Source organism: Nostoc sp., assembly GCF_036917635.1.
Taxonomy (GTDB): domain Bacteria; phylum Cyanobacteriota; class Cyanobacteriia; order Cyanobacteriales; family Nostocaceae; genus Nostoc.
The window spans coordinates 1-21974 of the sequence record NZ_JBALCW010000043.1; the positions used below are offsets into that span (position 1 = coordinate 1).

General features: G+C 40.2%; 14 protein-coding genes and 2 pseudogenes. 3 read left to right on the plus strand and 13 right to left on the minus strand.

The window, feature by feature from the left end:
• Positions 1 to 603: 603 nt before the first annotated feature.
• Complete coding sequence (locus V7K32_RS11975; protein WP_334993394.1) at positions 604 to 2352, minus strand: Rqc2 family fibronectin-binding protein; 1749 nt, start codon at positions 2350 to 2352, stop codon at positions 604 to 606.
• A 796-nt stretch (positions 2353 to 3148) separates the two neighbouring features.
• A pseudogene (locus V7K32_RS11980) lies at positions 3149 to 4381 on the minus strand (glycosyltransferase family 4 protein); the annotation flags it as partial.
• Between the two features lie 551 nt (positions 4382 to 4932).
• On the opposite strand from V7K32_RS11980, the gene psaK reads away from it, so the two are divergent.
• Complete coding sequence (gene psaK, locus V7K32_RS11985) at positions 4933 to 5193, plus strand: photosystem I reaction center subunit PsaK (RefSeq protein WP_334993398.1); 261 nt, start codon at positions 4933 to 4935, stop codon at positions 5191 to 5193.
• 427 nt (positions 5194 to 5620) lie between these two features.
• Here the strand turns inward: psaK and V7K32_RS11990 are convergent, their stop codons facing one another.
• From V7K32_RS11990 to V7K32_RS12010, 5 genes and pseudogenes are all read right to left on the minus strand, one after another.
• On the minus strand, positions 5621 to 6361 hold the full coding sequence (locus V7K32_RS11990) for a DUF3891 family protein (RefSeq protein ID WP_334993400.1): 741 nt from the start codon (positions 6359 to 6361) through the stop codon (positions 5621 to 5623).
• 393 nt (positions 6362 to 6754) lie between these two features.
• On the minus strand, positions 6755 to 7447 hold the full coding sequence (locus V7K32_RS11995; RefSeq protein WP_334993402.1) for a manganese catalase family protein: 693 nt from the start codon (positions 7445 to 7447) through the stop codon (positions 6755 to 6757).
• A 172-nt stretch (positions 7448 to 7619) separates the two neighbouring features.
• Positions 7620 to 7898 (minus strand): GlsB/YeaQ/YmgE family stress response membrane protein, encoded by a 279-nt coding sequence (locus V7K32_RS12000; RefSeq protein ID WP_334993404.1) that lies wholly within the window; start codon positions 7896 to 7898, stop codon positions 7620 to 7622.
• Positions 7899 to 8714: 816 nt separating this feature from the next.
• Positions 8715 to 10097, minus strand: a complete 1383-nt coding sequence (gene hemN / locus V7K32_RS12005; RefSeq protein WP_334993406.1) for an oxygen-independent coproporphyrinogen III oxidase — start codon at positions 10095 to 10097, stop codon at positions 8715 to 8717.
• Positions 10098 to 10180: 83 nt separating this feature from the next.
• A pseudogene (locus tag V7K32_RS12010) lies at positions 10181 to 10462 on the minus strand (biliverdin-producing heme oxygenase); the annotation flags it as partial.
• Positions 10463 to 10716: 254 nt separating this feature from the next.
• Between V7K32_RS12010 and acsF the strand changes: the two are divergent.
• On the plus strand, positions 10717 to 11811 hold the full coding sequence (gene acsF, locus V7K32_RS12015; RefSeq protein WP_334993408.1) for a magnesium-protoporphyrin IX monomethyl ester (oxidative) cyclase: 1095 nt from the start codon (positions 10717 to 10719) through the stop codon (positions 11809 to 11811).
• 66 nt (positions 11812 to 11877) lie between these two features.
• Here acsF and V7K32_RS12020 read toward each other — a convergent pair whose 3' ends face one another.
• From V7K32_RS12020 to V7K32_RS12045, 6 genes are all read right to left on the minus strand, one after another.
• Entirely contained in the window at positions 11878 to 12870 is a 993-nt protein-coding gene (locus V7K32_RS12020) for an MvdD family ATP-grasp ribosomal peptide maturase (RefSeq protein WP_334993410.1), read from the minus strand.
• Positions 12871 to 12934: 64 nt separating this feature from the next.
• A complete protein-coding gene (locus V7K32_RS12025; RefSeq protein ID WP_334993412.1) occupies positions 12935 to 13927 on the minus strand; it encodes an MvdC family ATP-grasp ribosomal peptide maturase in 993 nt (330 codons plus the stop codon).
• 614 nt (positions 13928 to 14541) lie between these two features.
• A complete protein-coding gene (locus V7K32_RS12030; RefSeq protein ID WP_334993414.1) occupies positions 14542 to 14832 on the minus strand; it encodes a microviridin/marinostatin family tricyclic proteinase inhibitor in 291 nt (96 codons plus the stop codon).
• A 431-nt stretch (positions 14833 to 15263) separates the two neighbouring features.
• Positions 15264 to 16244, minus strand: a complete 981-nt coding sequence (locus tag V7K32_RS12035; protein ID WP_334993583.1) for a magnesium transporter CorA family protein — start codon at positions 16242 to 16244, stop codon at positions 15264 to 15266.
• A gap of 402 nt (positions 16245 to 16646) precedes the next feature.
• Positions 16647 to 18704, minus strand: coding sequence for a tetratricopeptide repeat protein (locus V7K32_RS12040; protein ID WP_334993416.1), 2058 nt, complete (start codon positions 18702 to 18704; stop codon positions 16647 to 16649).
• 376 nt (positions 18705 to 19080) lie between these two features.
• A complete protein-coding gene (locus tag V7K32_RS12045; protein ID WP_334993418.1) occupies positions 19081 to 20946 on the minus strand; it encodes an aspartate kinase in 1866 nt (621 codons plus the stop codon).
• A 531-nt stretch (positions 20947 to 21477) separates the two neighbouring features.
• Here V7K32_RS12045 and V7K32_RS12050 point away from each other — a divergent pair.
• Positions 21478 to 21960, plus strand: a complete 483-nt coding sequence (locus V7K32_RS12050; protein WP_334883713.1) for a tetratricopeptide repeat protein — start codon at positions 21478 to 21480, stop codon at positions 21958 to 21960.
• The last annotated feature ends 14 nt before the right edge of the window (positions 21961 to 21974 follow it).

Consider the following 21974-nt stretch of genomic DNA (forward strand, 5'->3'; position numbering starts at 1 on the left):
CCTGAGGCGTTTTTCATCCCCTACCGTCGATGACAGAATGCGGTACTGCGTACCTGTTCTTTAGGGGCTTTCAAACTTCCCAGTATTCCTTGTAAGCTATTCCACAAATAAACTTGCATAATTAAGGCGCTCATGTTGCCTACCCCACAAGAGTTATAAAAATTTTAGATATGCAAACTAGATGTGGTTTAGCTTACCCTGCCTTAAGCCGCTTTGCGTCTACGATTTTTCGTTAACTGCGCGTAAGTCCTAACAACGTGTGTCTTCCTTAGAAGCTCACGTTAAATACAAAAAGACCAGCCTCCCACAGCCGGTCTAGAAAATGTTTTTTTGCGTTGTCTTCTCAAGAGAGTTAAAACCCAATTGCGCGTTCCCAAAATGCAACGGGCAACTTTTCTTAACAAATATTGTAACAGTCAACACAGATTTTTCCGGAATATTCATCAAAAAAAGATATAAACAAGGTCTAAAAACCTCTATCTATCAGAATAATTCAGCATATCGCAAGGTATAGAGGGGGATGAGGGGTAATATTTCCCAACGACCGGCTCAGGGCATCGCTTCGCTCAGTTTACCCCGATCGCAGTTGAAAGGTACAAGTGACTAATGACTAATAACTACTTGTGGTTTTCCCCAAAGTATGCTTTCGTGCTTATAAATAGCAATTCCCGGTTTTGCTCCTTTGGGCTTGTAGACGTGTTTTGGCTGGGTGTAAACTACTGGTACTTGCTCACTCTGACGGGCGCGGCTGTAGTAAGCGGCAAGATTAGCGACAAATTGCAAATCAGCTTCTTCAGCAACAGCACCGGGTTCTAGACGTAGCAGCAAATGGCTCCCTGGAATTTCTTGAGTGTGGAACCATAAATCATAATCCCCAGCGACACGAAAGGTTAATTGGTCATTTTGGCGATTGTTACGACCGATTAATACTTCAAAGCCGTTGGGGGTAAGGTAACGATAAAAGTTGGTGCTGGGGGGTTCATTGGCACTGCGGCTGCGATATTCTGGATCTTCTAAATACTTTTGTCCGATCAACTCTTCGCGGATTTCTTCTAAAGCTCGCAAATCTTCTGCTGTTTGGTAGGTGTCTATCTGAGCGTAGGCGTAGCCCATCGAAGATATCGCAGCTTCTACTTGTTCTAAATACTCAATTTCTGTCTGCACTTCTAATAGTAGCGGTTCGACGGCAGCACGAGCGCGTTTGAGCTTTTGGTGCTGTTTGTAAAGACCTTGGGCATTTTGGACAGCATTTTTATCTGGCAACAGAGCGATCGCTACTGGCAAATTTGTATCAAAATCAGCAAGGATAATTTCTTTCATCCCCGGTTCCCAGTTTTGCAAGTGAGCCATCAATAAATCAGCTTTTTGCCGATACTCATCAGCTTGATCTGATTGCTGCAAGCGCGTCTTAAAGGTTTGAGCCTTATTCCGTAATTTCGCCAAAATATTATTCAATTTCTGACTCAACTGATGGCGCAATTGAGAAAATAATTGTTGGTCAATTTGGTTGCTGTAGTAACGGTTAAGTAACTCCTGGATATCTTTGACCTTTTCAACTGCACCCCAACCCATTACGGTGTAGCCATCTTTTGTCCAAGCGGGTTGAAATGTCTTAGAATCTAAGGCTTGTAGCCATTCTTGCCAACGCTCAAACAACCTTCGCCAATCGTCGGGGTTAAGGCTATCGGTGGATGTTTCTGGTGCGATATTTGCTTCTAGCAGCATTAACTCTAGTAGGGCTGCACTCAACCCACTATAACTTTTCAGCAATTGCCGCTTGATTGCTCCTGGCACTAAACTTACCCGTTCTTGCCAACGTTCTTGAGATTCGCTCAAACTGGGGACAGTTCCAGTTAGTTTTGGCGGTGTTTCATAAGGTTGTCCGGTTTGGATGGGACGGACACTAGATTGTTGCTGACTGACTTGATGAGCAGCAGTAATAATTATGTTGTTAGCGTCGGTGAGAATGACGTTGCTATACTTGCCCATGATTTCTGCATAGACATGATTAAGGGCGGTTTCTCCAGGACGACGGGCAAATTGCAAATCAATAACACGCTCCCAAGGGGCGATCGCTTCAATAGCTACCAGTGCTAAACCATTCAATTGGTGTATCAGTTGTTGGCTAAAGGTAAAGGTATCTGGCGATCGCGGCGGGGGATCGCCGATACAAATATGTGCTGCTTGAGGATGCCAAGAAACCTGTAGCCAATCTCGCTGTTTCAGGGTGCGTAATGCCATAGCAATAGTGTAGCGATCGCGCTGGTAAACCTGTTCTAAGCGTGATGGTAGCCAGTTAGCGCGGATTTCGCTACAAGCAGCTGTGAGAGTGGTAAAGTCAACTGGTTGCAAAGCGATTAGTTGTTAACATTCAAATGGTAGCGATCGCTATGCTTTTATTTTCGTTTAGTCAAAGCATAGCAGACCTCAACTATCATAGCCGTTACTTGGTTTGATGATAGCTGCCAATAAAAAAACGCAGAAATCTATATATTCAGATAGACTCTCAACACTTAGATGATAGTTTAGGTTTTTATACATTTTTTACTAGTGTCGAGTTTTGTAAGCTCAAGCTAAATAAATAGGCTAAGTTATATCTTGCACCTGCCACTTTCCCACCAGAGAATAAATTCTCTGGCTAATAGCGCAAGTCCACTCAAGTGGACTCTAATGCTTATTGAGTCTTCAATAGATAGACTTTAGCTATAAGAGAGGTGAATTCATTCTGAGGCGGTTGCTGGGACTGGTGCAAGTTATCAGCTAGGTAATTTCCACTAATTAAACTAATAATGGAAATCACTCAGCCTAGAGAAATATTTAGAATAGAGAAATATTTAGAATATAGCGGTTCCGATTTAGATGGGGTACAACATTACATCCCCCTAGGGGTGTACCTCACGCAAACGAAAACCGCTATAAATGATTGAGTAATGGTGAGTGACGACTAGAAAAATAAAATTATTGCTTGCTTCTGAGTTACCCATTCACCATTATTTGTTACGCCAGAGAATTATTTAGCAACCAAAACTGGCTGTTTGGCTGTTGATTGCACTAATTCGACTGTTGACTCCATTAGTTCTTTTGCTGTTGAGGCTACTAATTCGGCTGTTGATTCTACTAGTTCTTTTGCTGTTGACGCTATTGTTTGTGGCTCCAACAGTTGGGTGTAAAGTTCACTCAGTTGATGTGCTACGCCATCCCAGCTAAACTTAGTTTCGACGCGCACTCTTCCAGCTTTACCTAATTCATCTCGCCACTCTGGATTTAAGAGAATTCGGTCAATGGCAGATGCAAAGGCATCTACATCTTGTGGTGCTGCCAATAAACCAGTTTCTTCATTAACTACAGTAAACTGAAGTCCGCCGACATCACTTGCTACCACTGGTGTACCGCTTGCCATCGCTTCAATAGCTACCAGTCCAAAGGGTTCGTAGTGACTAGGAACAACGCAAACATCGGCACCTGCGTAATAAGTTGGCAAAATATCTTGACTCAGACGACCAGCAAAAGTTGTCAAGTCGCTCATTCCCAATTCGTTGACGATTTGCTCAATGCGATCGCGCTCAATGCCGTCGCTGTTACCTGGAGTACTACCACCACCAATGATTAGCTGGAGATTTTTGGAGTCACGTAGCGAAGACTCGTTTACTGCACGCACCAAGGTTTCTATCCCTTTGCGTGGGTCAAAACGTCCTACATATAAGACAACTTTGGTTTCTTTGGCAATTCCCAATTCAACTCTAGCTGCTTCTCGTGCAATCGAGCCAAAACGCTGAATATCTGTACCGCAGGGAATGATGTCGATATTACCTTTAGTGGAAACTAGCGATCGCATGTGTTGCTGTTCTTGCGGACTTGTCGCTACAATTCGCTCTGCTTTTTCCAACACCTCTTTTTCTACTGCTAATCGCACACTAGCAATCAGAGGAATATTATCTATAGTGTTATACTTGACCGCTCCTAATGAGTGGTATGTGTGAACCTGTTTACTCTCTTGGATTTTGTTTAACTGCATCCCCACCCAACTAGAGAGCCAATAGTTACTGTGAACTAACTGGTATGTAAAGTCATTTTTTACTTGAAATTTAAGGAAATTATCGACAAATTCTGGCAGAAATTCAAAAATCTCATCTCGCGGCACAAACTCAAGGGGACCAGCTTTTAAACGAATAGTTCGACAATTGTCGCTGTGTTCAACAATCGAGTCTTGCTCTAGACTCACTTTGCGAGTAAACATATCAACTTGCCATCCCAGCTGCCCTAGTGCTTCACCCACGTTACGCACATAAACGTTTTGTCCCCCAGCTTCTTCTTTCCCTATTTCAATCGCCGGATCTCCGTGGACGGAAATTAAGGCGATACGTTTTTCGGTGGTATTCATAGTTTGTGTGTTGCTGATTTTAACAAAGTTTTAAGCTGTTCCAAACTCGTGTATAGCACACTTGCCCGAATTGTTTAGGAACTTTGATTAATATTGATTTTAATTTACTATGTCTAATATTTTTTTACATCTTCTGCCAGAAGTATACTATTAGATTAAATATAATAAATATTTAATTTCTTTAGATATAGAAAGTTTCTATTTTTAAATTTCATACTTTTGATAGATTGAGCATTATGTTTTTTTATGTATATAATCACAATCTATTTTTGAAAAGCGAAATTACTGAAAAGCTTATAAAAGATTAATCTGAGTTGGACGAAGCGAAAAAGCAGCCGCACGCACAGCCTCTTTTAGAGAAAGTAGTTCAGATAAATTAAGCTTTTTGGCGATTTTGTGTAAGTCCTAAATTAATCCCGTTGAACTCACGTTGTATTAAGTAGTGAGAAGAAGTGTTAAATATTGATGCAAAATCGGGTACTTTCTGGAATTTAGTTCGGAAAGTCTCAGATTATATTTGCAATCATTTATAAATTTCAGGAGCAAATCGGGTGTTTACTTCAACCTTACTCGCTGCTGCAACCACGCCTCTGCAATGGAGTCCCACAGTTGCAGTGATTATCATTATTGCTAATATGGTTGCCATTGCCTTTGCTAAATCTACCATCAAATATCCCAATGCAGAACCAAAACTACCCTCAGTCAATTTCTTAGGTGATTTTGGTTTACCAGCCCTTTTAGCAAGTACCGCCTTTGGTCATATCTTAGGAGTGGGCGTTGTATTAGGGCTGCATAACCTGGGAAGAATTTAGGTTTATTACCCAAATTAGGCTTTATTCGATGATTCTTTTGTCTCCAGGTTTGAGCCAGAGAGTTAGTTAGGGACTTCCAAGAAATAAATTATTCCAATAAACGAACCTTATTAGACACAGAGAACGCAGAGAGAAGAAATAGAGAGAGTTTTTGCGTCAGTTTTGGAACATTTTTTTATTTGTCAGTCCCTTATCTGGCTCTTTTTTATTGAATACTAAGCTGTTCTGCATTTAATTTGTATAATTAGGGCGCTCATGTTGCCCACCCCACAAGAGTTTTATTTTATTTGATTATTCAATTTAGATGATTTTCAGCTTAATAGCGAATAGCTCCTGGTTGGAATTGATATTGAGCCAGAGAAACTTTTGCAATACCAAAAGCCTCCAGATGGAGGCTTTAATTACTGACTATGGCGGCGACAACTATCTAACTTTTAACGAATGTCCACTCTAGTACCTTGATGGGAGCTTCTTGTAGTGCTTGAGCTAGTTTGGCGCTGCTTTCAAATTTTACTTGGGAGAGGTCGCAGGCTTCGACGTTGACTGTAAATTTTTCGTCTTGGAAAGGCCAAGGCTTGACAACAACCAAGTTATCGCTCCGCTGCATGATGTCATAGCGCTGACCTTCAGGGCCTTTGCTAATTTCTAAAAACCGCTGATCCTCAGGTAGTTCTTGCTGACATAAGATCAGAGAAAGCCGATCGCACCATTGCATAAATGCATAGGCTGCATCAACTTCTTCTTTTTCGATGCCTAGTTCCTTACGCCAACGTTGCTGATTTTGCAGTTGCTCATCTAAAATTGTGTCTAGTTCTGGAAACTCACCCCGGCTTGGCTCATTTAAACGGCTGATGTGCATGGAAATTAGTAGAGCCACCCACCGTCCCCGGTAGCGAGCATTGTTTACCAAATCGGCTAATTTACTAATACCAATTTCTGCATCTTTCTTTGTGGCGAGGGTGAAGTCCAATGGCGCACCGGCTTCAGTCAGAATATCTTCTTCCCACTCTTTTTCTAGATCATCGTGGTGAGATATTGCAGCGATAGTTTCATATAACCTTGCTGGAGCATCTTTACGTCGCCAGTGTCCCCCCAGTTGAGCTGCTAGCAAAGCATGAGCGCGGTGATAAATGACTTCCCAACCATTTGGCGTAGCATTGACAATCACAAATCAATCTCCTGATTCTTAGTTTTGATTTTGAGTTGAATTAATTTTTGAATTCAGATACGTCGGGATAAATATTGAAGAGGCGATCGCTCTGACTTCTTCAGTGTGGCTTAATATTTATAGCCATTTTCAATTGAGTCTAACATAGTCCATTCTTCATGCCGCAGAGATATGTATCCAAAGCGCGTGTTGCATCCAAATTAATATCAGTAAATACTGATCCGCTTAAATTCCCGACTTCTCTAAGAAATCGGGAATATTGTAGATAAAGCTAAATTCTGGCTCACAAATCCCTGATGTAGACAAACAGTTTAACCATTGCTAAATAAAGTGGGCTGTTTGTCTACCTAACGATTGAGAGTTTTCAAGAATCCCTAACTGCAACCTATGGAATTAAGAGTGCTTTTCTAGTGGATTCGCAATGTATTTGAATGTTGGTTCAGAATTCCAAGGGCCACGCTCGTCTTTACCATCTCCGTTTGTAGATAGGTTGTAGTAGAGAGCAACAGTTTCATCTGGCTTTATATTACCAAAGAACGGATCTGTCAACTTACCCAGCGAATCTAGAGCTTTCATAAACATCTGGGTATGAGAAATTTCTCGTGTCAACAGATGGACTAAAGTTTCTTGGGTTCCTTTGTCAGTTGCTAACTTAATCAGTTCTTCGTAAGTCTGACGAGCGCCAGCTTCTGCTGCAACGTTAGCTCTTAAATCACGTACTACATCTCCGCCTTCGTTCAAATAATTTGCAGTCCAAGCATTACCCTGGCTATCTAGAAAATGAGGCCCAATCCCTCGGACTGCAAATAGAGTACTCTTATAAGCCTCTGTTTGATCCGTATTCTTAGTATGAGCTTCAATGAGTTTACCAACCATTTCTAAATGGCTGAATTCCTCGATTGCAATGTCTTGGAGCATGTCTTTAATTCCAGCATTTTCGACATGGAATGATTGAACCCAATATTGAAGTGCTGCACTAAGTTCTCCAGTAGCTCCGCCAAACTGCTCTAAAAGTAACTGAGCAAAACGAGGGTTTGGTTCAGTAACGTTAACTGCATGAATAGGCTCTTTTTTGTGAAAAAACATAGATTTACACTTCCAAAAGTTATGATGTTAGAGAATTGAAAAACTATTTTATTGTCTTCTAGCATCTTTCAAAATATAGCTAATTTGAGATTTAATAGCTTCTCAAGCTGCTTCACTAGAAAACCAATAAAATAAAGTAGTCATGTCAGTGTTGATTACTACCAATCAGCGATTAAGCATTGCTGCTTCTTCTGATTAATCCCCATAGGTAAATAGCAACGATTGCGCCAACCACAGCCACTAAAATACCTGGAAGAGTTAAACCAGCGCCAGCCGCTGTAATTTGCAGAGTTCCTGTTCGCAGTAAGGTAAACAGACTTCCACCAACCAAAGCCCCAATGATACCCAAAATCATTGTGGAGATAATTCCATCACCCTGATAACCAGGATGAATAGCTTTAGCGATCGCACCTGCCAAAAAACCTAAAACTACCCAAGCAAGAATACTCATAACTCCCTCAACAATCCCACTTGTATCTAAGTTATCAACTCTGATTCACAATTCTTTCTACCAGATGGGATAAATGCTAAATCCAAAAGTTAGACAAAAAACTTTACGTCAAGGTTCAGATGGAAATTGGAATTTTTATTTAAAGGATAAAAAGGCTAAACAAAAGTTTTCTCAGATAAATCAGGAGTTATTGAATACACAAGTCTAGACGTTATTTGCTCTAGTAGAGAATAATTCATTAAATAATCAATAATATATTTTTTATATCTATCTTAAGATGTAAAAAAATAATCTAACTTTTTGGAGATGCTTTCAAATAATTTGTAATTCGTAATTTATTTTGTAATTACTAAATCCCCTCAACCGTTATTTTCAAGCTAGATTGAGGGGGAGCATCCCAATTTTGGCTTAAATCTTTTCCCTCACCCCCAGCCCCTCTCCCATCAGATGGGAGAGGGGAGACATAATTCTAGTTCCCCCTTTCCCATCTGAAGGGAGAAGGGGTTAGGGCTATCAAGGTTTTTGCACATTTGGGATGCTCCCGATTGAGGGGATAGTAGGTAACCGTTAAGTAAGTGGGCGCAAATAATTATCACTGGCACGTAGTTGCGCTAAAGCGCAAGACAGCGCAACTACGAGCCAAATACAGAGATTTTACTTTTAGTTACATAGTTTGGTTTTATCTTGCCTACTTACTTAGTCGTATAATTTATATCATATTAAATCCGAATAATCCCTCCCCCCTCTTCGAGAGGCGATTAAGAGGAGCCAGTGCGGTTTTCTGGCTTGGCGCTAGTCTCTTATGCGGACATGGTATCAAATTGCGCGGGAGAATTTTGTATCTCGCATTCTTGTATGAGTATCAAAGATGACGGCAATATTTCTGACTAGTAATCTACCGATATCTGTAATCTGGATGTGATTTTTTGATCCACTGACTAGACCATCGGCTTCTAGTGGTTTTAACGCCTCTAGTTCCTCAGAGAAATATTCATCAAAATTGATATTATATTTCTTTTCAATATCTTGCTTATGCAACTGAAAGTGAGACATAATACCCATAATTACATCCCGTCTGATGATGTCATTTTGAGTAAGTTTAATACCTTTGCTAACAGGTAAAGCACTCGCTGCAACTGCCTGATAATAATCCTTTAATTCTTTGTGATTTTGAGCATAAGCATCTTCTAGCATACTGATGGATGTAGAACCAAAACCAAAGAGTTCTGTCTCAGCATGGGTAGTGTAGCCCTGGAAATTGCGTTTGAGAGTGCCATTGCGTTGAGCGATCGCTAGTTCATCATTAGTTTTAGCAAAATGATCCATCCCAATAAATAGATATTGGTTATTCGTTAATTCTTCAATGGTCATTTTCAGAATCTCTAACTTTTCCTCGGCTGGGGGTAGCGCCTCTTGAGGAATATTTTTTTGCGTCGGTTTTATCCACGGTACATAAGCAAAGTTAAAGACAACAATTCGGTCAGGATCTAACTCAACAGTTTTTTTCAACGTCTCCCGAAATGTCTCGCGGGTTTGATAAGGTAAACCATAAATAAGGTCTACATTCACACTTTTAAACTTAGCTTCTTTAACCCAACTCATAACATCAAATAGCATTTCTTCTGGCTGGACACGATTTACAGCTACTTGAACTTGGGTATTAAAATCTTGAATGCCAAAACTTATACGGTTAAACCCAATTTCTCTTAAAAAGAAAATGTAGTTTTTATCGATATAACGAGGATTAATCTCAATTGATATCTCTGCCTGTGGATCGATGTTGAAATGGCTATTGATGTTTTTCCATAAAAATTCTATTTGGTGACGATCCAAGTAATTAGGAGTACCGCCTCCCCAATGGATTTGCAGCACTTTTCTATCTCGATCGATTAAAGCTGCGGTATTTTTGATGTCTTGAGCTAAAGATTCTACGTAAGGTTTGGCAATATTCTTGTTATTGGAAATTACTGTGTTACAGCCGCAGAAGTAGCAAGCACTTTGGCAAAAGGGGATGTGGAAATATAGACTCATAGGAGTTTTGCGTTGATTCGAGGCTGCGATCGCGGCCTGAAAATCAATTTCAGTAAATGTTTCGCTTAACTCTGTAGCGGGCGGGTAACTGGTGTATCTAGGTGCGCGAGTGTCGTACTTTTGAATCAGATCCAGATCAAACTTGACACCAGGTAATAGAAAAACCATTGAGTTGCTCTCCAGTGAAGAGGGGGATGAGGGAGATGAGGGGAATCAGGGCTATCAAGGTTTTTACACCTGACAGGATGCTCCCGTAAATTGAACCCAAAGGCATTCAACACTTCTGCAACAATCCCTTCTGCTGTTATATCATCAATGGCTAATTCATTTAATGCCTGACGATACTTATCTTTAAATGCTTTTTTGTCAGCAATTTGCTCAAAATTATAAAAGGATGTGCCTTCATAGCCAGAAAGCTTCAGGGCTGATTGAGCAACTTTTTGTAACATTTGACCCCTAGAAAGATCGCCCATGTAGCGAGTGTAGGCATGACCTAGCAATAAGGCTGGTTCACTATCTAAATTCTGCTGTATTTATCCTAAGATTATTTAACTATTAATTTATATATAACTCTAAATTTATTAGTATTTATTTATATTTTTCTAATTTTCCCCCCTAGGCACTTCCCACTTGAATAGTAGATTGTGAGATAGGCATTTAAACTCTCCTGAAACAACGGGTAATAAGTTTATTTCTCACAATTTCCTCTCAATAATTTAACTGATGTCTACAACGAGCTATTTATGCTTATATAACTTTTAAAGGATGAAATAATCAAAGGATTCTTATGGTTAAGTCTCTGGAAACGCCCGAACCTGAGTTGCTAAAACCAGGTGTAAAAGCGCCTGTTCAAGAAACATTATTAACACCACGGTTTTATACTACTGACTTTGAAGCTGCGGCGCAATTGGATATTTCGTCCCAGGAAGCTGAGTTACTGGCAATTGTAGAGGAGTTACGAACTGACTATAACCGTCATCACTTTGTCCGTGATGAAGAATTTGAGCAGTGTTGGGATCACATTGATGGAGAAACGCGCGTCGCCTTTATTGACTTTTTGGAACGTTCTTGCACTTCAGAGTTTTCTGGGTTTCTACTGTTTAAAGAGTTATCACGCCGTCTGAAAAACCGCAATACTATTTTAGCGGATGCTTTTAATTTTATGGCGCGCGATGAAGCACGCCATGCGGGATTTTTGAATAAGTCAATGGCAGATTTTAACCTTTGTCTCGACTTAAGTTATTTAACTAAAAATCGCACTTATACCTTCTTTCCGCCAGAGTGGATTATTTACGCAGTCTACCTATCTGAGAAAATTGGCTACTGGCGCTACATTTTGGTGTATCGCCACATGGAAAAACATCCAGAACACCAAATTTATCCACTATTTCGCAAGTTTGAAAGTTGGTGTCAGGATGAAAATCGACATGGAGATTTCTTTAAAGCACTGCTGCGATCGCAACCTCAATTATGGAACAATTGGAGAGCTAGATTATGGGTGCGTTTCTTTTTGCTGACTGTTTTTGCTACTCACACATTGACAGTATTTGAACGCGCCACGTTTTATCAATCCATTGGCATAGATCCGCGCGAATATAATACCAGAGTCATTCAAGAGACGAATAACACTGCTGCACGGGCATTTCCTTTGATTTTGAATACAAATCACCCAGAGTTTTTCCGGCGGTTAGAAAAGTGTTCTGACCTTAATTTGAAACTAGCAGAGATTAATAACAGCGATGCCTACGGCGGCAAGCTACGCTCACTAGTTGTAAAATTATGCCAAAAATTACCCTTGATAGCCTCCATTGTTGGGCATCTTTTACAGACTTACCTAATTAAACCCGTTGATGCTGAATCATTGAGAGGGACAGTTCATTAATTGGTAACTGCATACATCAACTGAATCTACAATTGGACTTTGGGAATCTCTTCACTCGACTTATTTCTAAATTTTTAGTAAAGAATCGCCCCCTGCCTCAATTAGAACCTGTGCGATCGCCTGAGAAATCGGTAAGCCAGGAGAGCGTTCTAACCAGAAAAACTCGCCAACTGGGTTAACCTCAAGAAATACATGACGACCATCAGGAGTCAAAATAATATCAATAGCTCCGTAGTTCAAACCAAATTCTGCCATGAGTTTGAGCAGTTTCTCTTCCACATCTTCAGGCAGAGTGTATGGTTCCCAAGCGTCGAGTAAGGCAATTCCCTGTTTGCGCCAATCATAACGCGCCTTATCCAAAGCTTGAGAATCAACGGCAGCCGTCAGCACATGTTTGCCTATAATAATTGTCCGCAATTCTAATGCCTTGAAAATTTTTTCTTGAAATGTCATTGGGCAAAAACGTAATCCATCGAGGTTCTCCAGATCCTCAGATGAAATTGGATTCGTAAACACAACTTTTTCTTGTCCTTGTTCATCATAAATGGCGAAAGAAGAGAGCATCTTTGTAATCATTCCTTCCTTACACTCTTGGGCAAATTGCTTCACTGCCACTGAATTGTTTGTAGTCAGAGTGCGTGGCGTATCTAGACCGATCTCTCGTGCTATTCGTAATTGCAGTTGCTTATTTTCGGCTCGGCGAATATTTGGCAGAGGGTCGAGATGGAAACCCTTAATACTGGCAATCATTCCCTCAATGGTGACGCGAGATTCTTTGAGTGAAGCTTGTCTGAGTTGCTTATCCATCGACTCGGGAATTCTTGACCCAATTGCAATGCGGCGATACCAAACCGCGGACACTTCATTCAAATCTAATGTCTGGTCTTCGACGCTTAGAGTAACTCGCTCACTTCCAGCATAGTAAACATCTAAGGTAATTTCTGTGGGAAATCGGTCTGTGTCAAAACGAAATGCTTTCCCTCCTTCGGCTTCAATTGCTTGAATAACAAGAGGAATACTTTCGTTGTCTTGGCTGTGAGTAATGATTAAAACAGTCATTTAAAGGATGAATAATGAAGTACGCTACAGATAAATATAGGGGCTGCCCGTTGGGTTTTAATTTTTAAGTAAGGGTATTATAATTAGGACTTGTTGAAAGTAGTGCATCTGCGATCGGGTATTCCAAATCTCTCTCCAGCATCCCCCACTCTCCTGTAGGATTAATTTCTAAAAAAACGTATTCTCCTGATGGCGTTTTGATGAAGTCAAATGCTCCAAAAATCAGTCCAAACCTTGCCATAAAAGCATCCAGGCAACGGATTAGTTTATCAGGTAATTGATATGGTTGCCATGTAAGAATCTCTTTTGTTCCACGTCGCCAATCTTGGGTGGATGCTGCATACTCAGACGCATCCAGTGCGCCGACAAAGAGATTACCATTCACATACACTGCGCGTAGTTCTAGCTGTTTGGGGATTTGTTCTTGAAATACAACTGGACAATAGCGCAGTGTTTCAGCATCAAGTAAGTCTTCTTCTTTAACGGCGCTGGTATACATGAAAAAAGAGGAGGCTTGCATCCCATAAGAAAGAGGTCTGAGTAGCTTGGCAACCATTTTTCCTTTAACTTCCCCAAAAAACTCTCGTGTTTGTTGAGGATTGTTGGTGACGATAGTCCGAGGTATGACAAGACCAACTTCCGATGCAATTTTCAGTTGGCGTAGCTTGTTTTCAGCTGCACTGATCCGTTGTAAATCATCCACCCAGGTAGCTCCCCTTAGACTGTCCCAAAAGCCATCTAAGACTGCGAGTGATTCACTAGAGCAAGCTGCTTGGAATTGTGGAGCCAATTCTTTACCTAAATCAGGTTGCCAGATCCGTCGCATCCATACTGCTTGCACTTGCTCGGTGTTCAGGGAGCGAGTGCCATATTCCAATTTATGATTGCTCCTAGAGTTACTGAAATTCGCCTCGATTTGTACTGTCATCGGAAACTTATCAGTATCAAGGCGAAATGGCTGTGCGCCTCGTTTTGATACAGCTTCTGCAACTCTATCTATTGTGAAGTAATCACCACTGTGGGTAATTAATAAAACCACATCACGGTCAACGTTCATAAAATATCTTTATTGGTTTCTTGTATTGTCGTTACTGTCAACTATAAAAAAATAGGCGTTGCTGATTAGATGTAAGCTAAAAAACATCTAAATTGCATAATCAGATTAAATTAAATTCTTGTAGGGTGGGCGTCTCGCCCGCCCATATACAAAGGCTCTCCTGTGACCCATCCCACAAGATTGGGTAATTTACAGCACATTTCATTTCAATGAAGTACACAAGGGCGGGCAGGATGCCCACCCCACAAGATTTATCATATTAAGATGTGTACTTCATTTACTTGCAAAGTGCTGTATTGGTTGGAAGTCCCCTACGAGACGCTGTGCGTAGCAAGATCCCCTGTAGGGGTACGCTTTCCCCGTCGCTTACACAAAACGCAATTGCTCTCTTCTCTACGAGACGCACTCGCGTTCGTAGCGTAAAGCCAACTTTTGGAGAGGCACTTGCGTTCGGCATAGCAACGCTATGAGCGAGTCCGCGTAACCCTCCGGGGAGCTTTTAGTCTCTCTTCGAGAGCGTCATTGCCTTAGCGTCTCGCAGAGAAGCCCATTGCGAATTAGTTTAATGGGAAGCCAACCCCTAAATGGAGTTGGCAAAGCTAACAGTATTTTTCTTATAAGGATGTTATTATTCCAGGCGTTGCATCATCATCGCCGTCTGAAGGGTACTTGTTAGTAATAGCAAAGGGACCGGGAGCCGTTACTATTACTACATCTTCTTGATCGGATGGGTACTTCCGAGTTTGGACAAGTTCATGTTTCTTCTTGCTAGTTACACCACAACTTCTACCGCCAATCACTTCTGATTCTTGATCGGATAGGTCTTCAAAGCTTTGCCCTTCTAAAAATCTCGCAAAGAAGGGTACTGCTTGTGAATTAAGTTGTTCTGGCTTGTTTTCAGACATAATTTTCTCCTATCAGTTAAGTACAAATCAATTTACACTGATCTCAACAATATTACATAGTGTTTTATCCATGCAAGGATAAGTTTCATTTGTAATTCTTCGTAATACAAGTATGAATGTATTGACTTTATTGTTCTCTTTATGGATAGTTAAGTTTATTTGTTGTACCGCTAGTGTAGAGAATTAAGGCTCGTTTAGTGATATCTAACTCTGGGAGACGACCAACATTGTATGAGAGCGTTTCTAAAGTGAGGATAAATCGCAAATTGTGTGCTTCGGCGAGCGATCGCAGTATACCCTCTTAGGATGAGGAACAATAACCGATGCTCCAGAATTGATAATTACCTACTCTTAATACCATGAAAAGTCAAGCTCAGATCGCCGACTTCTTCAAGAAGTCGAGGATCTTTTTGTTTATAACTTGATCAAGGCTACAACCAACGTTGTTTTTTAGCATAGACAATACTACCAATCACAATTAATGCCATTAGGCAGCTCACACCAGGATAAGCCCAAGGTTGCTCTAATTCCGGCATATATTTGAAGTTCATGCCATAAAAACCAGACATAAAAGTAATTGGTAAAAATATGGTTGAGAGGATAGTTAAACGATTAATTCGTTCACCAGTTTTGCTAGCAATATTATCGCGTTGAATTTCCATTAATTCTGACATCCAGGCTCGCAAAGCTTGATATTCTTGCCAGAGTTTATCAACATGATGAACTAATTCTTGATTGAATAGTTCCTTCACTGGTTGGGTTATCCATTGGAAATCTTCCTGATCCATAATAGCCATAAGTAACTTGATGCTTTGAAAATTACGGCGTCCTGAACGAGTCGATTGCCTCATTGTGGCAATTTTTTGGTATGTTAATTCATCACCCGAATTTTCTAAAACTTCATCTTCTAAATCATCAAGTTTTCTAGAAATATAGTCAAATACAGTATGATAATTATTCAAAACCTCTTTAAAAATGAGATAGAAAACGTAGCTAATTCCTAAGTTTTCAATATCTTTAGTTCGTTTTTGTAGATTATTAGCTATAATAGTAAAAGCTTTTAATTCAGTAATTTCAAAGGTGATAATAAAATTATTTCCCAACACAATATTGCCACGAACAACCTCAAATTCGTGATTTTTTATTTGAGGAGTTAGGATTTCATAGCTGTCAAATAAACAATCTTCTAGGTCTTCATCAATTCCGACAGGGGAATGGTTGAAAATCATATTAACACGAGATGGATTAAGACCAAAGTGCTTAAGAATTATCGCTGTTCCAGTTCGATCGCGGAAGTGAATACAGCGCAACCAAATATTGCGATAACTATCAATTTGTTTCAGTACCTTATCGACATGATTACTGGTGAATAATTCCAGGTTGTCTGGATAAAAAGTGAGGAGAGTTAGCATATAGCCATCCTGATTGAGTCGCGAGAAAACACTTTGACTCATGTTGAGCGATAATTTATTTGACTACAATGATACATAAAATGTCAAAGCTTATGGTTTATGACGGGGAATAGACATATTGCAATCCGCTTGGTGTTAGTGATATTTTACCTCGGAATATCCCCCCAACCCCCCTTTTTAAGGGACATTTATGGGGATCTAAAACGTTTTGCTCCCGAACAGAGGACTTTTAAAACATGCTCTTAGGAATAAGAATTAAATAACATACAATTTATGTCCGACAGCTTACCTCACCCTCAATCTCTCTCCGATATATTGGAGAAGGAAGCTAGATACAGTATAAAGTTTTGATTTTATTTAATTCACGTTCCTTAAAATGGTATTACTGTATTGAGTCATAGCTCAATTTTTTTCTCTTTTACCAGATTTAGGGCGGTTAGTTGTCGCTGGTGCTGAATTATTTTGCAGAATTGCAATTTCCCTCTGTGCATCTTGATAACTATCTTGTTCCCTTTGCTGTTGAAATAGTTTTGCAGCTTTTTTGAAATCTGCGATCGCTCCTTGTTTATTTTTCTGCTTGGTGCGAATCACGCCCCGATTATAGTAGGCTAAGGCATTGTTAGAATTAATTGCGATCGCTCGTGAATAATCTTGATTTGCAGCTTTTTTATTTCCTAGTTCGAGATAGGCATTACCACGATTATTGTAAGCTACTACATCATTAGAATCTAATTTTAGCGCTTCGGTGTAATCTTCAATAGCACCTTTATAATCTCCGAAAGAAAAGCGGTGAATACCTCTATGGATGTAAGCTGCACTAAATTTAGGATCAATCTGTAAAATAGCCTTGTAATCTTCAGTAGCTTCGACTTTATCTCCTATATCGCTGTAAATATCACCACGATTAAGATAAGCTTCTATGTATTTGGGATTGATGTTAAGTGCGTCCGTATAATCTTTAATTGCTGCATATTTTTGCTGATTAATAGATTGAGTTAAACCCCTTTGATAATAACCTTTAGCATCACTAGGATTAATCTTAATTACTGTATCAAAATCTTGGATTGCTTCAAGTCTTTGTCTCAGGCGACGGTGAATAATCCCTCGCTGCAAGTAAGCTTCGGTATACTGAGGTTTGAGAGCGATCGCTTTGCTAAAATCTTCAATTGCTCCTTTATTATCCTTCAGTTGAGTACGGGCTAACCCCCGGCCATAATAAGCATAAGCATCCTGAAAATTTAACTTAATGGCTTGGGTATAGTCTGCGATCGCTTCTTTGTACTTACCTAATTCAGACAAAGCAAATCCTCGGTCAAAATAGGCATTAGCATCTTGAGGATTAAGTAAAATAGCTTGGCTAGAATCTGCTTGTGCTTGCTCGTAGTCTCCTAATCGATAATAAGCATCGCCTCGCCTATTATAAGCCAAAGCATTTTTTGGATCTAATTCAATCGCCTGATTTAAATCTTCAATTGCTCCTTCATAGTTTCCTGCATCATATTTATTGACTCCCTCTTGATATAATGTCTGTTGAGCATTTGTTAAAAATTTTGGCAACCTCAATTGCCACGCTCCAACACCAAGTGTGATACACCCAGCTACGCCAGTGAGAACTAGTAATAATTTTTTCTGATGCTGTTTTTCCCGATCGCGATCAAGATTTGTTATCTTTTTCAGATCGTCTAAAACTTCGGTTGCATATTGGTAGCGCTTACGATAGTCAAAACGCACCATTTTATTAATAATTATTGTTAATTTTCTGTTAACTTTTAGATTTTTGTTATGCCAAACTATTTCACCTGTTAGCCGATTTTTCTGAGTTCGCAAATTAGATATTTCGGTTCCAGATAAACCTAAAAGTGCTGCGATCGCAACCATACCTAAAGCATATATATCGCTGTTGTATTTCAGATTGCCGTTAACTTGTTCTATAGGCATATATTCGATATTTTCAATGGTATTAGTCATGGCTTCATTAATACCAAAATTAACCAAAACTAATTTTTTGTCTGATTCACGGCGAATAATATTAGCTGGTTTAATATCCCGATGAATCACGCCATAGCTATGTACAATCACTAAAATTTCTAATATATCTGATAAAAGACTAATTACTTGGTCTTCCCTTAAAGGTTGTCCTTGGATAATTTCATCAGTTAAAGGATTCCCGATGATGAATTCTTGGACTATATAGAATTCTTGATTTTCTTCAAAATAAGTAATTAACTTTTGAATTTTCTCGTGTTTCTGTCCTAGTTTTTCTAAAGTTGCTGCAAGACTGGCAAACAAATGGCGTAAGATTGTTAAATTTTGAGGATTGTTACTAGGAGGGCGTAACTGTTTTACTATAAATTGGCTGCCAGCAAAATTAACATCTTCAACTAGATAGGTTTTTCCCTTATCACCATCATTGAGAACTTTAATTATTCGATAATGTTCATTTAGTAAATGACTATTCATCAATATAAATATAGTCTGATAAATTGTTTTATTATAGCTTAGAGGGTGAATAAACAAGTTTTGGGCGAATAGAACCGACTTTCCGCACTTCATCGTGTAATATGCGTAGATTTCCCATAGGTGGAAAAAAATGGTTAAATCAACAACATAAATCGCCAATGGTATTCAATATTAATACTTAATAATTTGAACATTATTAGGAATTTTTATTGAAAAGATAGATAATACATTTTGAAGTGCGGAATGTGGGATAGAATAGAGCCTCCGGCACGCTGACGCGTAGCTTGCTTCTCCGTAGGAGTACGCTACTACACAAACTCTCGTCAGCCTTCGCAAACTAATACAAAATCAGCAATTTAAAATTAAAAATTTAGTTCTAGGCTGGGACAACAAATTTCTCACTACCAGCCAGTCCAAAAGCAGCATGAATAGCCTGCAAAGCTTTAACACCTTGCTCTTGTGCCACGACACAGCTAATTTTTATTTCTGAGGTGGCAATCATTTGAATATTAATTTGGTATTCGGCTAGTGCTTCAAACATTTTAGCGGCTACACCTGGTTGTCCCACCATACCTGCACCTACAATACTTACTTTAGCGATCGCACTATCTAAAACAACTTCACCCCATCCTAATTCTGCTGCTACTTCGGTAAGCATTTCTTTTGCATTTTCCCCATCCACCCGCGACACTGTAAAGGCAATATCTCGTCTGGGAACCCCATCAATCACCCGACAGCGCTGAGATTGGATAATCATATCAACGCTGATATTATGCTGCGCTAACAGTCCAAATAACTTCGCCGCCATCCCCGGCCGATCTGGTAATTGGCGAATCGCAAGACGCGCTTGATTCAAATCGAGGGCGACACCGCGAACGGGAGAAGTGGGAAGTGGGGAGTGGGGAGTGGGAAGTGGGGAGGATAAAAAAATTAATTTATTTTCCCCTGCTTCCCCTGCTCCCCCTGCTCCCTGCTCCCCTGGCTCTATCTCAAAGGCGCTGCAAAGTGCGTTGACGGCGCGATCGCATTCGGCTGCATTGACTACGCAACTTACTTTGACTTCGCTGGTGGAAATCATCTGGATGTTCACGCCTGCTTCTGCTAGGGTAGCGAACATCTTCGCAGCTACACCAGGACGGCCAATCATTCCTGCGCCTGCGATGCTGACTTTGGCAATGTTATGTTCTACCATTACCTCGGCTTCGTCAGATTTGGGGTTAGATTGACTCCTCAGTGCTGGGGCGATCGCTGCTGCTACTGCTTCTGCCCGTTTTAATATTGGTGTGGTGACAGTAAAAGCAATGTCATTACTGTTACCTTCATGAACTGACTGAATAATTAAATCTACGTCTATTTTTTGCCGAGAAATTTCCCCAAATAACCTTGCTGCTATGCCTGGTTTATCGGGTACGCGCAACAAAGCCACTTTTGCTTGGTTGGTGTCAAATTCTACAGCATCCACGGGGAGAGCAATTTCTAGATTGATTAGCGATCGCCCTTGGGGTTTGGCTGATGTTACCCAAGTACCGTGGGCATCCGTCCAGCTAGACCTAACTACTAAGGGGACACCATAGTTGCGAGCAATTTCCACCGCGCGGGGATGCAGCACTTTTGCCCCTAAGCTAGCTAGTTCCAACATTTCATTGCAGGTGATGTCATCCATCAACTGGGCTTCGGCAACTAAGCGGGGGTCTGTAGTTAAAATCCCTGGAACGTCTGTATAAATTTCACAAAAATTCGCTCGTAATGCGGCTGCGATCGCCACCGCCGATGTGTCAGATCCACCACGCCCCAAAGTTGTAATTTCCATTTCTCCGGCGCTGGATGTCCCTTGAAAGCCCGCTACTACAACTACTTTACCTGCATTTATGTGACGAATTAGACGAGTAGTTTCAATATGTAAAATTCGAGCGCGGCTGTGTTCGGCTTCGGTAACAATTCCTACCTGAGCGCCAGTCATCGAAATTGCTGGTTGTCCGAGTTCCTGTAAAGCCATACTAAGTAAGGCGATGGTGACTTGTTCCCCAGTGGAAAGCAGCATATCCATTTCCCGGCGGTTAGGATTTGGAGAAATTTCATTAGCGAGTTTGACGAGTCCATCGGTGGTTTTGCCCATTGCCGAAACTACTACGACAAGCGAGTTTCCAGCTTTAACAGTTTTATAAACACGCTGTGCAACAGCTTGAATACGTTCGACTGAACCGACAGATGTACCACCGTATTTCTGAACTATGAGCGACATAACTTTTATGCAATTCCCTTGTGTCTGCTTTGATCAATGCCCCGCCAGGTTAAAAAGCCTTGAAGACTTATCAGTTATATAGTTTACTAAATATCGTGCAGAATGCCCCATCTAATCTTCAGCCTTATGCACGAAATACATTTAAATGTGGAACAGCTTATACCTGGAAACGTCATTTGCTTTGGCATGGTGATTATTTTTTGGGGATGCTTTTATAAGCTTTTAGTCATTAGGGATTTGTCAACTACCTTTAGTACTGCAAGTCACGCATTCATGCATAATTCTATTTTGAGCTTCTTGCGCCATTTTAAATGGTATATTTATATCCGCCTTGCGGCACTAGTTAGTTTTTATTTTTATGATTCTAAATGTCGAGTGTGGTATTAGTCATATAGTGAATACAATAAATCCTACAGAAAATTCATAATTAGCAATAAATCACCCCAAATTTAAAGATGACTTTAAAAATCATTTAATAGATATATTTTGTGAGAAAGTTAATACAAAGGTATATTCACTGATTTCAAATTCATGGATTCTTTATCTATCAATTCCTTACTTGAAGAGTTAAAAAACCCGGATGCCACAGTCCGCGAAAAAGCAACCAGAAAAATCTGGCGGATTTGGTTTCAGCAAAAGGGAATTTATGGGCTGGAAATAATTGATCGCAGTCAAAAGTTACTAGATGCGGGTGAAATAACTGAAGCCGAAACAGCGCTGACAGCACTAATCAAAGACCAGCCAGATTTTGCCGAAGCTTGGAACCGCCGTGCTTTTCTTTATTACAGTATTGGAGATTATCAAAAATCTCTGGCAGATTGTCAGATGGTTGTGCAGATAAATCCAATACATTTTGGAGCGCTTCACGGTATGGGTTTGTGTTATGCAGCACTAGGAGAGTATGGTGAAGCCATTAAAGCTTTTAAAAGTGCTTTAGAAATTCAGCCCTTTTCGCTAGTGAATCAAAAGTTGATTCTAGAATGTACATTTAGATTCAGCTACAACGGCAAATAGAAGAGAACATCATA